The following is a 15,041-nucleotide window of genomic DNA, read 5'->3' on the forward strand; positions in this document are numbered from 1 at the left end:
CGGTCGAAACCCCGAAGTCGTGCTGACGCGTTCGAGGAGTCCCGTTGCAGAAGAAGCCGGGCGGTGACCCCGCCGACCTCCTGATCAGGGCCGGGCGGTTCTTCAGCCGCGACACGGTCTCCGACGACCTGCGGTCGGTGACCCGCACGGGTGGCCGCGAGGCGGAGGCGTTCTACCGGGACCGCTGGAGCCACGACAAGGTGGTGCACTCCACGCACGGCGTGAACTGCACCGGCTCGTGCCGCTGGAAGGTGTTCGTCAAGGACGGCATCATCACCTGGGAGACCCAGGCCACCGACTATCCGAGCGTCGGCCCGGACCGTCCCGAGTACGAGCCGCGGGGCTGCCCACGCGGGGCGTCCTTCTCCTGGTACACGTACTCGCCGACCCGCGTTCGCCACCCGCACGTCCGCGGCGCCCTGTTGGAGCTGTACCGCGAGGCCAAGGCTCGCCTCGGCGACCCGGTCCTCGCTTGGGCCGACATTCAGAACGACCCCGAGCGCCGCCGCCGTTACCAGCAGGCCCGCGGCAAGGGCGGCCTGGTGCGGGCGAGTTGGGAGGAGGCCGTCGAGATCATAGCCGCCGCCCATGTGCACACCATCGACCGGTACGGCCCCGACCGCATCGCCGGCTTCTCCCCGATCCCGGCGATGTCGATGGCCTCCCACGCGGCGGGCGCCCGCTTCCACTCCCTCATCGGCGCCCCGATGCTGTCGTTCTACGACTGGTACGCCGACCTGCCGGTGGCCTCCCCGCAGGTCTTCGGCGACCAGACGGACGTCCCCGAGTCCGGCGACTGGTGGGACGCCGCCTATCTGATGATGTGGGGCTCCAACGTCCCCGTCACCCGCACTCCCGACGCCCACTGGATGACCGAGGCCCGCTATCGCGGCCAGAAGGTCGTCGCCGTCTCCCCGGACTACGCGGACAACACCAAGTTCGCCGACGAGTGGATGCACCCGCACCCCGGCACGGACGGCGCGCTGGCCCTGGCGATGGGGCACGTGATCCTCAAGGAGTTCTTCGTCGACCGTGAGACGCCGTTCTTCGCCGACTACGTACGGAAGTTCACCGACCTGCCCTTCCTGGTGACCCTGAAGGAGTCGGACTCGGGACTCGTCCCGCACAAGTTCCTCAACGCCGCCGACCTCGGCCGGGACGTCGAGAACGCCGAGTGGAAGCCCGTCCTGCTCGACGACACGACCGGTGAACCGACCGTCCCCAACGGCACGTTGGGCCACCGCTGGGGCAGTGAGCCCGACTGGAACCTCGACCTCGGCGACACCGTTCCCCGCCTCAGCCTCCACGAACGCGACGGTGAGACCGCCGAGATCGTGCTGCCCCGCTTCGAGGAGGGCGCCGAGGGGACCGTGACGCGTGGCGTGCCCGTGCGCCGGGTCGGCGGACGGCTCGTGACGACCGTGTACGACCTGATGCTCGCCCAGTACGCGGTCGGCCGCCCCGGACTCCCCGGCCACTGGCCCTCGTCGTACGAGGACGCCACGACTCCCGGCACCCCGGGCTGGCAGGAGACGCTGACGTCGGTCCCCGCCGCCCAAGCCGTACGCGTGGCAAGGGAGTTCGCCGACACCGCACAGCGCTCCGAGGGCCGCTGCATGATCCTCATGGGAGCCGGCACCAACCACTGGTTCCACTCCGAGACCATCTACCGCGCCTTCCTCGCCCTGCTCACCCTCACCGGCTGCCAGGGCCGCAACGGCGGCGGCTGGGGGCACTACGTCGGCCAGGAGAAGTGCCGCCCGGTCACCGGCTGGGCGACCCTCGCCGCCGCCTCCGACTGGTCACGGCCGCCGCGCCAGATGATCGGCGCGGGCTGGTTCTATCTGCACACCGACCAGTGGCGGTACGACACCCTGCCCACCGAGTCCCTCGCCTCGCCCCTCGGCGACGGCCGGTTCACCGGGATGACCGGCGCCGACTGCCTCGCCGCGTCGGCCCGCATGGGCTGGATGCCCTCGTACCCGACCTTCGACCGCAACCCGCTCGAACTCGGCGACCGCGAGGACCCCGTGGCGAGCGCGGTCGCGGAACTCAAGGCCGGGACACTGGAGTTGGCGGCGGAGGACCCGGACGCCCCGGGGAACTGGCCGAGGGTGATGACCGTCTGGCGGGCCAACCTCTTCGGCTCCAGCTCCAAGGGCAACGAGTACTTTCTCAAGCACCTCCTCGGCACCCACTCCAACCTGCCCGACGACGGCCCGCGGTGCGCCCCGCGGGACGTGCTGTGGCGGGAGGAGGACGCCGAGGGCAAGCTCGACCTGCTGCTGTCGCTGGACTTCCGGATGACGTCCACGACCCTGCTGAGCGACGTCGTGCTGCCGGCCGCGACCTGGTACGAGAAGCACGACCTGTCGTCCACCGACATGCACCCTTTCCTGCACGCCTTCACCCCGGCCATCGACCCGCCCTGGCAGGCCCGCACCGACTACGACGCCTTCCTCGCGATCGCCCGCCGCTTCAGCGAGCTGGCCGGTGAACACCTGGGCGTTCGCAAGGACCTGGTCGCCACCGCCCTCCAGCACGACACCGCGGGCGGCGAGATGGCCCAGCCCGGCGGCGTGGCCCTCGACTGGGGCAAGGGTGAGTGCGAGCCGATACCCGGGCGCACGATGTACAACCTCACGGTCGTCGAGCGCGACTACGGGGCCGTCGGCGAGAAGTTCGCCGCGCTCGGCCCGCTCGTCGACACCCTCGGCGTCACCACCAAGGCGGTCACCTTCGACGTCGGCGAGGAAGTCGCCCACCTGCGCGAGAAGAACGGCACCGTGCACGGCGGTGTCGCCGACGGCCGCCCCCGCCTCGACACCGCCCGCCGCGCCTGCGACACCATCCTCGCCCTCTCCGGCACCTCCAACGGGCGGCTCGCTACCCAGGGTTTCCACACCCTGGAGCGCAGGACCGGGCAGCAGATGGCCCACCTGGCCGCCGAGCACGAGGGCAAGCGGATCACGTACGCCGACACCCAGGCGGCCCCGGTCCCGGTCATCACCTCACCGGAGTGGTCGGGCAGCGAGTCCGGCGGGCGGCGCTACACCGCCTTCACCGTCAACACCGAACACCTCAAGCCCTGGCACACCCTGACAGGACGTCAGCACTTCTTCCTCGACCACGACTGGCTCCACGAGGTCGGCGAGGCCCTCCCCGTCTACAAGCCGCCGCTCAACATGCACCGGCTGTACGGAGAACCCGAGTTGGGCCCCCGCGCCGGCGAGGAGGGCCGCGAGGTCGCCGTCCGCTTCCTCACCCCGCACAACAAGTGGGCCATCCACTCCCAGTACCAGGACAACCTTCACATGATGACCCTCGGCCGCGGCGGCCAGACCGTGTGGATGTCCCCGCAGGACGCCGACGCGATCGGCGTCAAGGACAACGAGTGGATCGAGGCCGTCAACCGCAACGGCGTCATCACCGCCCGCGCGATCGTCTCCCACAAGATGCCGCCCGGCACGGTCTACATGAACCACGCCCAGGAACGCACCGTAGGCGTCCCGAAGACCCAGAAGACCGGCAAGCGGGGCGGCATCCACAACTCGCTGACCCGGATCATGCTCAAGCCCACCCATCTCGTCGGCGGCTACGCCCAGTTGACGTGGGCCTTCAATTACCTGGGCCCCACCGGCAACCAGCGCGACGAGGTGACGGTCATCCGCCGCCGCGAGCAGGACGTGGAGTACTGACATGCGAGTGATGGCCCAGATGGCGATGGTCATGAACCTCGACAAGTGCATCGGCTGCCACACCTGTTCCGTCACCTGCAAGCAGGTGTGGACCAACCGCCAGGGCACCGAGTACGTCTGGTTCAACAACGTCGAGACCCTCCCCGGCCAGGGCTACCCCCGCCGCTGGGAGGACCAGGAACGCTGGAAGGGCGGCTGGGAACGCACCCGTTCGGGACGACTGCGGCTGAAGGCGGGCGGTCGGGCGAAGCGGCTGAGCACCATCTTCGCCAACCCCGACCTGCCCGCCCTCGACGACTACTACGAGCCCTGGACGTACGACTACAAGAGCCTCACCGAAGCTCCCGCGGGCGACGACCTGCCGGTGGCTCGCCCGTACTCGCAGACCAGCGGCGAACCCATGGACACGGTGACCTGGGGCCCGAACTGGGACGACAACTTGGGCGGTGCTCCGGAGAACGCCCCGAAGGACCCGCTCGTCCAGAAGGTCGGTGAACGCATCCGCTTCGAGTTCGAGCAGAGCTTCATGTTCTACCTCCCGCGCGTCTGCGAGCACTGCCTCAACCCGGCCTGCGTCTCCGCCTGTCCGTCCGGCGCGATGTACAAGCGCGCCGAGGACGGCATCGTCCTGGTCGACCAGGACCGGTGCCGCGGCTGGCGGATGTGCGTGAGCTCCTGCCCGTACAAGAAGGTCTACTTCAACCACGCCACCGGCAAGGCCGAGAAGTGCACCTTCTGCTTCCCGCGCCTCGAACTCGGCATGCCGACCGTGTGCGCCGAGACCTGCGTCGGCCGGATGCGCTACCTCGGCGTCATGTTGTACGACGCAGACCGCGTCGCCGAGGCTGCCGCGGTCGAGGACGAACACGACCTGTATCCGGCCCAGTTGGAGGCCTTCCTCGACCCGCGCGACCCGGCCGTGGCCGCCGCCGCACGGGCGAGCGGCATCACCGAGGAGTGGCTGGACGCGGCCCGCCGCTCCCCGGTCTTCGACCTGATCCGCACCTACCAGGTGGCCCTGCCCCTGCACCCGGAGTACCGCACCCTGCCCATGGTCTGGTACGTCCCGCCGCTCTCCCCGGTCGTCGACGCGGTCGCCGCGACCGGTCACGACGGCGAGGACGCCGGCAAGCTCTTCGGCGCCATCGACACCCTGCGCATCCCCGTCGAGTACCTCGCCGAACTCCTCACCGCCGGCGACACCTACGCCGTCGAGGCGGTCCTGCGCCGGATGGCCGCCATGCGTGTCCACATGCGCGCCCGCAACCTCGGCGAGGCACCCGACCCGGGCATCGCCGCCGCCGTACGGCTCACCGGTGACGAGCTGGAGGAGATGTTCCGGCTGCTCGCCGTCGCCAAGTACGAGGACCGGTACGTCATCCCGAGCGCGGCCCGCGCGGACGCCGAAGCCCTGCTCGGCGAGGACGCGGCCTGCCCGGTGGGCGAGAAGCCGGGCAAGCCCACCCTGCTCAACCTCTCGCCGACTCGCAGGAGGTCCGCATGACACCCGAGGCGTGCGTCCGGCTCGCGGCGGCCCGCCTGCTGACCTACCCGGACGAGACCTTCTACCGACAGCTGCCGCTCATCGCCGAGTTGGCGGTCGGGCCGGAGGTGGCGGACTTCCTGGCGTACGCGGAGGGCGAGCGGCCCCTCGACCTGGCCGCGCACTACACGTCCGTCTTCGACACCCGCAACCGCCGCTGCCCGTACCTGACTTGGTGGACGGACGGCGACACCCGCAACCGCGGCCTGTCCCTGGTCCGGGTCAAGCGCACCTACGCCGCGCACGGCTGGCGCCTCGACGGCGACGAACTGCCCGACTTCCTGCCGGTGATGCTGGAGTTCGCCGCGATCGAGGAACAGGCGGGCACCGAACTCCTCCAGGAGCACCGCGCGGGACTTGAGCTGCTGCGCCTGGCGCTGACCGAGCACGGGACGCCGTACGCCCTCCTGCTCCAGGCCGTCTGCCGCACCCTCCCCGGGCCCACGCCCGCCACCCGCGAGGAGGCGAAGGCGCTGGCCCGGCAGGGCCCGCCGCGCGAGCGCGTCGGACTCGAACCGCTCGGCCCCGGCATCGATCTGCCGTGGCCGACCCTCCCGGAAAGGCCGGGCGTCTGATGGACCTGCTCCTGTGGGGCGTCCTGCCCTACGTCGTCCTCGTGCTGCTCGTCGCGGGCGCGATCTGGCGCGGCCGCTACGACCGGTACGGCATCAGCACGCACTCCTCCCAGCTCCACGAGTCCCGGATGCTGCGCATCGGCTCGCCGCTCTTCCACTTCGGCATGGCCTTCGTCGTCGTAGGACACGTCGTGGGCCTGCTGATCCCGCAGAGCTGGACGGACGCCGTCGGGGTCGACGACCACACGTACCACCTGCTCGCGGTCTCCACCGGCGCGGTCGCGGGCGTCGCCGCGGTGGCGGGCATCGGCATCCTGGTGTACCGGCGGCTGAAGGTCCCCGCCGTCCGCCGGGCCGGCCTGCGCAGCGACCGGCTCATGTACGGGGTCCTGATCGGCGCGATGCTGCTCGGACTGACCGCGACGATCCTCAACTCGGCGGGCGCGACCGGGGATTACGACTACCGCGAGGGCATCTCCGTCTGGTTCCGCTCGCTGTTCGCCTTCCGGCCGGACTACGCGCTGATGGCGGACACGCCCCTCGCCTTCCAGCTGCACATCCTGTTCGGCTTCGCGCTGATCACCCTGATCCCGTACTCCCGGCTGATCCACATGTTCACCGCCCCCGTCCGCTACCTCTTCCGCCCGTACGTCGTCTACCGCCGCCGCGACCCGCGCCGGCAGGCCCAGCGGCCGCTGCGCCGGGGCTGGGAACGCGTCCGGTAGGCGCCGTGGGAACGCGTCCGGTAGGCGCCGCGACATGCGCTCCGCACCGTCCGGCCCGATCATGGAACCCCCTGTCCCGGAGAACGGGAGGTGCCAGTGGGGACGGACCCCCCTCTCCCGCGGACCCTGCTGTCCGCGGACGTCGAAGCGCTGCCGGCGGGCGCGGACGGGGACCTGGGGCGGGAGTACCGGCTGCTGCGGGACATCGTGGAGGGCGGGTCGGCGGCCGTCGCCGTCCTCGACACCCGGCTGCGCTACGTGTACGTCAACCCTCACATGGCCCGGATCAACGGCGTACCGGTGCGGGAGCACCTGGGCCGCACCCTCACCGAGGTCATGCCGGGCGTGGAGCGGCCCGTCGACGTGCCCCGGGCGGTGCTGCGCGACGGCCGTCCGCGTGACGTCGTCGTCTCCGGCAGCATGGGCACCGGCGCCCACCGGGTGCGCCGGGAGTGGCAGTGCACCTACCACCGGCGCTACGACGAGCGGGGCGAGGTCATCGGCCTCGTGGCCGTGGGCGTGGAGGTGACCGAGCCGCGCCGGTACGTCACCGAGCTGGAGCGGGCCCACGGCCGGATGGCGATGATCCATGCGGCCACTCTGCGGATCGGCACCACGCTCGACCTGGAGCGGACCTGCCGGGAACTCGTCGACTTCGTGGTGCGGGACCTGGCGGACGGGGCCTCCGTCGACCTGGTCGTCGAGGACGGCCCGCCGGGGCCCGCGCCCGGCGGGATGGTACGGCTGCGGCGCGCCGCCGTGAGCCGGAGCCCGGAGCTGGACCGGCGGCTCGGCAGGCCGCCCGTGCTCGGCGAGGTCAACGAGCACGGCCCGACGTCCCCGGTGCGGCGGGTCCTGGAACGCGGCAGACCGCTGCTGACGACTGTGCCGGGCAGACGGCCACCAGGACTGCGCGGCCCGTACGCGGACCGGCTGGCGGAGTACCGCGCCGCCGGCATCCACTCCGGCCTGGTCGTGCCGCTCACCACCGACTCCCGGAGCGTGGGCGTCCTCGCCATGGTCCGGGCGGGCTCCTCACCGGCCTTCACGGTGGAGGACGGCGTGGTCGCCCAGGAACTCGCCGGCCGCGCCTCCCGCGCCCTGGAACGCGCCCGGCACTACGCCCGCGAGCACACCATGGCCCTTGAGCTCCAGCGGGCCCTGCTCAGCGAGCCGACCCTCCCGCACCCCGACCTGGAGACCGCGTCCCGCTATCTGCCCGCCGACGACAGCGCGGTGGTCGGCGGCGACTGGTACGACTCGCTGGCCCTCCCGCACGGCCGCAACCTCCTCGTCATCGGCGACGTGATGGGCCACGGGGTGGAGGCGGCCGTCGCGATGAGCCACTACCGGTCGATGCTCCGGGCGCTCGCGTTCTCCTCGGGGCTGCCGCTCCACGAGATGCTGTACGCCGCCGACCGCATGATCGCCGCGTCCGGCTTCGACCGCGTCGCCACCTGCCTGCTCGCCCTCGGCGACCCGGCCACCGACACGATCAGCTACGCCAACGCCGGCCACCTGCCGCCGCTGCGGATCACCGCCGAGGGCCACGTGGAACTGGTCCCGCTCCCCGCCGGGCCCCCACTGGGCACCGGCCTCGGCGCCTACGAGACCGTCACCCGCCCCGGCATGCCCGGCGGCACCCTGCTCCTCTACACCGACGGCCTGGTGGAACGCCGCGACGAGGACATCGACACGTCCCTCACCCGCCTCACCGACCTGCGTCTGCCACCCGGCGGCGACCTCGACGAGATCCTCGACGGCATCCTGGCCCACGCGGCAACGGGCTCGGTCCACGACGACATCGCCTTGCTGGCGGCTCGGGCACGGGGGGTGTAGGGCGGGCGTTCAGGACGTCGCGGTTCGCTGAGCTCGGGCCCGCCGCCGTACTCCCAGGCCCAGAGCCATCAGCAGCACCGCCAGCACCCCGTACCCGTACGTCAGCGTCGCCGCCGCGGCCACCCCCGCGACCAGCAACGGGCCGCCCGCGTCGCCCAGTTCGCGGCCCAGCTCGGCCGCGCCCATGGTCTGGCCCAGTCGTTCCTGAGGTGTCGACGCGGCGAGGGCGGCGAAGCCCAGCGGGGTGATCAGGCCCGTGCCCGCGCCGACGAGGGCGGCGGCGAGCAGGATGCCCGTCAGACCCGGCAGCATCGCGCAGGCCAGCCCCGCCGCCGCGAGCAGCAGCCCGGCCGTCAGCCCGCCCCGCGTGGTGATCCGCCCCGCGTCCAACGCCCGCCCCGCCCGCGGCTGGACGACCGCCGCGCACGCGGCCAGCACCGACACCGCCGCCCCGGTCGCCACTGTTCCCAGTCCGGCCACCGCCCCCGACACCGGCAGGAACCCGACGCCCACCGACAGCGCGGCGGTCGCCCCGGCCAGCGCGGCCGTCGGCACCAGGAACGCCGGATCGGCGAGCCGCCGTGCCAGGTCCACCACCGTCTGCCGGGCCCGGGGGAGCGGCGGTACGACGGGTACGGCGACCAGCGCCCACAGCGCCACCGCCGCGCCCAGCACAGCCAGCACGGTGAACAGCAACCGCAGGCCGCCGGCCCACACCAGCACCCCGCCGAGCAACGGGCCCAGCGTGTAGCCGATCGACTTGTAGAAGCCGTAACTCCCGAACGCCCGCCCGTGCTTGGCCGCCGGATTCAGCCGCGCCACCAGCGCGGACGCGGCGGGGGAGAAGGCGGAGGCGGCCGCCCCCTGACCGAGCCGCGCGGCCCACAGCCACCCCGGGCTGTCGGCGAGGGCGTACAACGCGGACGCCACGGCGAACGCCACCAGCCCGCCCAGCAGCACCGGCCGCGCCCCGACCCGGTCGGCGATCGTGCCGAACAGCGGCTTCAGCAACACCTCGGCACCGTCGTACAGCGCGAGCAGTCCGCCCAGGACGAGCAGCGAGGTCACCGCGTCGTCGGTGTCGGCGCCCAGGTTCGCGGCGATGCCGTGCGCGCCGAACGCGGTGGTGAAACCGGCCGCGTACAGCGGCCACATGCGGCGCGCGGGAGCCGTTTCAGTCGGCGTTGTCACTGAGGCCAAGGCGCAGGTGCTCCACGTGGTAGACGGCCTGGTCGAGGAGTTCGGCGACATGGTGGTCGTGCAGCGCGTAGACCACCGAGCGGCCGCGGCGCTCGCCGACCACCAGACCGAGGTTGCGCAGCAGCCGCAGCTGGTGCGAGCACGCCGACTGCTCCATCCCCACCTCGGCCGCCAACTCCGTGGCAGGCAGCGGCCCTTCGCGCAGCCGCGCCAGGATCAGCAGCCGGGAGGGCGTCGACAGGGCCTGGAGCGTGGTGGCGACCTTCGCGACGTTCCCCGCGTCGAGGCGTACGCGGTCCTCGGCGGTGCTGGTGACGGCTCCATGACCCATGCGGGGTATCTTACCCACCGCACATGAACAGATGAATGAGTCTTCATGTGTTCCTGTATGGTGGGCCGGGTGTCAGCGACTCTTGCCCCCCATCGCACCCCTGCCCCCGCTCCCACCGCGCCCCACCGCCGCACCCGCGTCCTCGCCCTCCCCGAGGCCCGCTGGGCGCTCGCGGCGACGGTCGCGTTCCTGGCGGCCCTCGCCCTGGACCTGGGCGGAGCCCCCGCCTGGGCGTACGGCCCGCTGTACGCCGTCGCCTACGTCACCGGCGGCTGGGAGCCCGCGCTCGAAGGGCTGCGGGCGCTGCGCGAGAAGACCCTCGACGTCGACCTGCTGATGATCGTCGCGGCCCTCGGCGCCGCCGCCATCGGACAGGTCCTCGACGGGGCGCTGCTGATCGTCATCTTCGCCACCTCCGGCGCCCTGGAGGCCCTGGCCACCGCCCGCACTGCCGACTCCGTACGCGGCCTGCTCGACCTCGCGCCCAGCACCGCGACCCGCGTGACCGACTCCGGCGCGGAGACCGTCGTCCCGACCGCCGAACTCGCCGTCGGCGACGTGGTGTTGGTCCGCCCGGGGGAGCGGATCGGCGCCGACGGGCGGGTGTTGGACGGGGTCAGCGAGGCCGACCAGGCGACCATCACCGGCGAACCCCTCCCCGTGGTCAAGCGCCCCGGCGACGAGGTCTTCGCCGGCACCCTCAACGGCACCGGCGCCCTCCGTGTCCGCGTCGAGCGCGACCCCGCCGACTCGGTCATCGCCCGCATCGTGACCCTGGTCGAGGAGGCGTCCCGCACCAAGGCGCCGACGCAGCTGTTCATCGAGCGGATCGAGCAGCGGTACGCGGTCGCGATCGTCGCCGCCACGCTCGCCGTCTTCGCCGTCCCGCTCGCCTTCGGCGCCGACCTCACCGGCGCGCTGCTCCGCGCGATGACGTTCATGATCGTCGCCTCGCCGTGCGCGGTCGTCCTCGCGACGATGCCGCCCCTGCTGTCCGCCATCGCCAACGCGGGCCGGCACGGGGTGCTGGTCAAGTCGGCGGTCGCGATGGAGCGGTTGGGGGAGATCGACCTGGCCGCGCTCGACAAGACGGGGACGCTGACCGAGGGCGCGCCGGAGGTGACGGGCGTACGGCCGCTGCGGGACTCCGGGCTCGACGAGGACGCGCTGCTGGGACTCGCCGCCGCGGCCGAGCTGCCCAGCGAGCATCCGCTGGCGCGGGCGATCGTGACGGCGGCGCGCGCACGCGGCCTGCGGATCGCACGCGCCGAGGACTTCACCGCGGTGCCGGGGCGTGGGGTCACGGCCACCGTGGAGGGGCGGTCGGTGGGCGTCGGCCGGGCGGAGACCGTCCACAGCGACGCCACCGTCGAGGGCCGGCCGGTGGGCATCGGCCGGGCGGAAACCACCCACAGCGACGCCACCGCCGGCCCCGCGGAGGCGGCCGACTCCGACGCCACCGCCGGCTCCGACGCCACCGTCGTCCACGTCACCCGCGACGGCGTCCCCGTAGGCACCCTCGCCCTCACCGACCGCCTGCGCCCCGCCGCCCCCGCCACGACCGCCGACCTCACCGCCCTGACCGGCACCGCCCCCGTCCTCCTGACCGGCGACAACGCCCGCGCCGCGGCCCGCGTCGCCGAGGCCACCGGGCTCACCGACGTCCGCGCCGAGCTGCTCCCCGAGGACAAGGTGAACGCCGTACGGGAGTTGCAGGACGCCGGTCGCAAGGTGCTGTTCGTCGGGGACGGCGTCAACGACGCGCCCGCGCTCGCCGCCGCCCACTCCGGTGTCGCGATGGGCCGCGCGGGCTCCGACCTGGCGCTGGAGACCGCGGACGCGGTCGTGGTGCGGGACGAGCTGACGGCCGTACCGGCGGTCGTACGGCTGTCCCGGGCCGCCCGACGACTGGTCGTGCAGAATCTCGTGATCGCGGGGACCTTCATCACCGTGCTGGTGGTGTGGGACCTGGTGGGACATCTGCCGCTGCCGCTCGGCGTCGCGGGGCACGAGGGCTCCACCGTCCTCGTCGGCCTGAACGGGCTGCGGCTGCTGCGGGAGGCGGCCTGGCGATCCGGGCCGGTGCAGCCAGCGCGAGGTTGATGTCGGATTCCCGCCAGCCGACCATCCGCAGCTGCACCATGCTGGACCCATGCAGAAGGGGATGCACACCGACACCGAGCGCTGCGTGCGCGCCGTCCAGTCGAAGGACGCCCGGTTCGACGGGTGGTTCTTCACGGCGGTCCTGACGACCCGGATCTACTGCCGGCCCAGCTGCCCGGCCGTGCCGCCCAAGCCCGCGAACATGACGTTCTACCCGAGCGCGGCGGCCTGCCAGCAGGCCGGGTTCCGGGCCTGCAAGCGCTGCCGCCCCGACACCAGCCCCGGCTCCCCCGAGTGGAACGAGCGCGCGGACCTGGTGGCCCGGGCGATGCGGCTCATCGCCGACGGGGTCGTGGACCGCGAGGGCGTGCCGGGACTCGCCGCCCGCCTCGGCTACAGCACCCGGCAGGTCGAACGCCAGCTCCTCGCCGAACTGGGCGCGGGCCCGCTCGCGCTGGCTCGCGCCCAACGCGCCCAGACCGCACGGCTGTTGATCGAGACGACGGCGCTACCGATGGCGGAGATCGCGTTCGCCGCCGGTTTCTCCTCGATCCGCACCTTCAACGACACCGTCCGCGAGGTCTTCGCTCTCTCGCCGAGCGAGCTGCGGACCCGGGTACCGCGCAGGAACGCGGGTGCGGTGACCCCCGGGGTGCTCACGCTCCGGCTGCCGTTCCGCGCCCCCCTCAACCCCGACAACCTCTTCGGGCACCTCGCGGCGACCGCCGTGCCCGGGGTGGAGGAGTGGCGGGACGGTGCCTACCGCCGCACGCTCCGACTCCCGTACGGCCACGGCATCGTGGCCCTGACCCCGAACCCCGACCACGTCGCCTGCCGGCTCACCCTGAGCGACCTGCGCGATCTGACCGTCGCCATCAGCCGCTGCCGGCGCATGCTCGACCTGGACGCCGACCCGGTCGCGATCGACGACCAGCTGCGCACCGACCCGGTGCTGGCGCCGCTGGTCGCGAAGGCGCCGGGGCGGCGGGTGCCGCGGACGGTGGACGAGGCGGAGTTCGCCGTCCGGGCGGTCCTCGGCCAGCAGGTCTCGACCGCCGCCGCCCGCACCCACGCCGCCCGCCTGGTGACGGCCCACGGCGACCCGGTCGACGATCCGGAGGGCGGCCTCACCCACCTCTTCCCGTCGCCGGAGCAACTCGCCGCCCTGGACCCCGAGTCGCTGGCCATGCCCCGCACCCGCCGCACGACCTTCACCACCCTGGTCGGCCAACTGGCGGACGGCACCCTGAACTTGGGCGTCGAGACGGACTGGGCCGAGACCCGCGCCCGCCTCCTCGCCCTCCCCGGCTTCGGCCCCTGGACGGCCGACGTCATCGCGATGCGCGCCCTCGGCGACCCCGACGCGTTCCTCCCCACCGACCTCGGCATCCGCAAGGCCGCCCAGGAGCTGGGCCTGCCCTCGACCCCGGCGGCGCTGACCACGCGAGCGGCGGCCTGGCGGCCCTGGCGGGCGTACGCGGTGCAGTACCTGTGGGCGACCGACAGCCACCCGATCAACTTCCTTCCGGTATAAGGACCTTCCGTGACCACTGTTCCCGCTCTGAAGCAACACACCGTGATCGACAGCCCGTACGGCCCGCTGACCCTGGTCGCAACGGACGGCACATTGAGCAACCTCTACATGACCGACCAGCGCCACCGCCCCGCCCAGGAGACGTTCGGCGCACGCGACGACCGCCCCTTCGGGGAGGTGATCGACCAGCTGGAGGCCTACTTCGCCTCCGAGTTGAAGGAGTTCACCCTCGAACTCCACCTGCACGGAACCCCGTTCCAGCGCAGCGTCTGGGAGCAGCTCCTGCGCATCCCGTACGGAGAGACCCGCTCCTACGGCGACCTCGCCGAAGCCCTCGGCAACCCGGGCGCCTCCCGCGCGGTCGGCCTCGCCAACGGCAAGAACCCGGTCAGCATCATCGTCCCCTGCCACCGCGTCGTGGGCTCCGACGGCAGCCTGACCGGCTACGGCGGCGGCCTGGAACGCAAGCAGCGCCTGCTGGACTTCGAGCGGGGTGCGGCGCTCTTCTAGCCCGCCGCTAGGGCCTGTCCGGCGGATCATGCCGCAGACGCGGGGTCTGGCACGCCGGCCTGCGGCGTTGTCGTCGGTTGCCGACTCCCCCACTCTCGACTGCGCTCGAGCGGGAGGTGCCCCCACCGCGTCGCCGCCCTCCTCCGCCTTGCATCCCGACGCACCAGACCCCGCTCACCAGCATCAAAGAGGCGCCGCACCTCTCCTGCGACCTGATCCGCCGGACAGGCCCTAGCCCTGAAGCCGGCGCAGCAGCTCCGGCAGGGCCGTGCCGATCGGTTCGCGGATGACCTCGTCGGCGCGGTCGTCGTACGGGGTCGGCTCGGCGTTGACGATGATCAGCCGGGCTCCGTGATCGGCGGCGACGCCGGCGAGCCCGGCGGCGGGCTGCACCTGCAGGCTGCTGCCGACGGCGATGAAGACCTGGCAGGCCTTGGTGATGGCGACGGCCTCACCGAGGACGACGGGGTCGAGGCGCTCGCCGAACATCACGGTCGCGGACTTGAGAATCCCGCCGCAGTCCAGGCAGGCCGGGTCGTCCTCCCCGGCGTCGAGCCGCGCGAGCGCGTCCTCCATGGGGCCACGCGCATGGCACTTCGTGCACACCACCTGCCGCGCGGTGCCGTGCAGTTCGAGCACCTTGCGGGCCGGCATCCCGGCGAGCTGGTGCAGTCCGTCGACGTTCTGCGTGACGACCCGAACCGGCACCCCGGACTTCTCCAGCTCGGCCACCGCGTAATGCGCGGCATTCGGCTCCGGCGCGAGCGCCTGATTCTCCTTGCGCATGCGCCAAGACCGCCGCCGGATCTCCGGGTCGCTCATGTAGTACTCGTACGTCACGAGCTTTTCCGCCTCGGGATCCCGCTGCCACAGCCCGTTGGGGCCGCGGTAGTCCGGAATCCCCGAGTCGGTCGAAATTCCTGCGCCACTGAGAAGGGCGACGAGGGGCCTGTTCATGCGGCCGAGGGTAGATCGGCGGGACG

At 72.6% G+C, this 15,041-nt stretch carries 11 protein-coding genes; 8 read left to right on the forward strand and 3 right to left on the reverse strand.

The window, feature by feature from the left end:
- Positions 1–44 precede the first annotated feature (44 nt).
- The 5 genes from IQ210_RS35125 (at position 45) to IQ210_RS35145 (ending at position 8,380) form a co-directional block, all read left to right on the forward strand.
- Positions 45–3,698, forward strand: a complete 3,654-nt coding sequence (locus IQ210_RS35125; RefSeq protein WP_194083246.1) for a nitrate reductase subunit alpha — start codon at positions 45–47, stop codon at positions 3,696–3,698.
- 1 nt (position 3,699) lies between these two features.
- The gene (gene narH / locus IQ210_RS35130) at positions 3,700–5,202 is read left to right on the forward strand and encodes a nitrate reductase subunit beta (protein WP_194083247.1); all 1,503 of its coding nucleotides are present in this window, start codon (positions 3,700–3,702) and stop codon (positions 5,200–5,202) included.
- Entirely contained in the window at positions 5,199–5,816 is a 618-nt protein-coding gene (gene narJ, locus IQ210_RS35135; protein WP_194083248.1) for a nitrate reductase molybdenum cofactor assembly chaperone, read from the forward strand. The genes narH and narJ overlap by 4 nt, the downstream gene beginning before the upstream one ends.
- Positions 5,816–6,541 carry a respiratory nitrate reductase subunit gamma gene (gene narI / locus IQ210_RS35140; RefSeq protein WP_194083399.1) on the forward strand — a complete coding sequence of 242 codons (726 nt, stop codon included), beginning with the start codon at positions 5,816–5,818 and terminating at the stop codon, positions 6,539–6,541. The genes narJ and narI overlap by 1 nt, the downstream gene beginning before the upstream one ends.
- A gap of 96 nt (positions 6,542–6,637) precedes the next feature.
- Positions 6,638–8,380, forward strand: coding sequence for a SpoIIE family protein phosphatase (locus IQ210_RS35145; protein WP_194083249.1), 1,743 nt, complete (start codon positions 6,638–6,640; stop codon positions 8,378–8,380).
- 9 nt (positions 8,381–8,389) lie between these two features.
- Here the strand turns inward: IQ210_RS35145 and IQ210_RS35150 are convergent, their stop codons facing one another.
- Both IQ210_RS35150 and IQ210_RS35155 read right to left on the reverse strand, forming a co-directional pair.
- A complete protein-coding gene (locus IQ210_RS35150) occupies positions 8,390–9,535 on the reverse strand; it encodes an MFS transporter (RefSeq protein WP_194083400.1) in 1,146 nt (381 codons plus the stop codon).
- A 19-nt stretch (positions 9,536–9,554) separates the two neighbouring features.
- Complete coding sequence (locus IQ210_RS35155) at positions 9,555–9,911, reverse strand: ArsR/SmtB family transcription factor (RefSeq protein ID WP_194083250.1); 357 nt, start codon at positions 9,909–9,911, stop codon at positions 9,555–9,557.
- 57 nt (positions 9,912–9,968) lie between these two features.
- On the opposite strand from IQ210_RS35155, the gene IQ210_RS35160 reads away from it, so the two are divergent.
- From IQ210_RS35160 to IQ210_RS35170, 3 genes are read left to right on the forward strand one after another with little or no spacing between them, the layout of a single operon-like run.
- The gene (locus tag IQ210_RS35160; RefSeq protein ID WP_194083401.1) at positions 9,969–12,014 is read left to right on the forward strand and encodes a heavy metal translocating P-type ATPase; all 2,046 of its coding nucleotides are present in this window, start codon (positions 9,969–9,971) and stop codon (positions 12,012–12,014) included.
- Between the two features lie 49 nt (positions 12,015–12,063).
- Positions 12,064–13,548 carry an AlkA N-terminal domain-containing protein gene (locus IQ210_RS35165; protein ID WP_322657418.1) on the forward strand — a complete coding sequence of 495 codons (1,485 nt, stop codon included), beginning with the start codon at positions 12,064–12,066 and terminating at the stop codon, positions 13,546–13,548.
- Between the two features lie 27 nt (positions 13,549–13,575).
- A complete protein-coding gene (locus tag IQ210_RS35170; protein WP_194083403.1) occupies positions 13,576–14,058 on the forward strand; it encodes a methylated-DNA--[protein]-cysteine S-methyltransferase in 483 nt (160 codons plus the stop codon).
- 231 nt (positions 14,059–14,289) lie between these two features.
- Here IQ210_RS35170 and IQ210_RS35175 read toward each other — a convergent pair whose 3' ends face one another.
- On the reverse strand, positions 14,290–15,015 hold the full coding sequence (locus IQ210_RS35175; RefSeq protein WP_194083251.1) for an SIR2 family NAD-dependent protein deacylase: 726 nt from the start codon (positions 15,013–15,015) through the stop codon (positions 14,290–14,292).
- Positions 15,016–15,041: the final 26 nt, after the last annotated feature.

The organism is Streptomyces justiciae (genome assembly GCF_015163075.1).
GTDB lineage: Bacteria > Actinomycetota > Actinomycetes > Streptomycetales > Streptomycetaceae > Streptomyces > Streptomyces justiciae.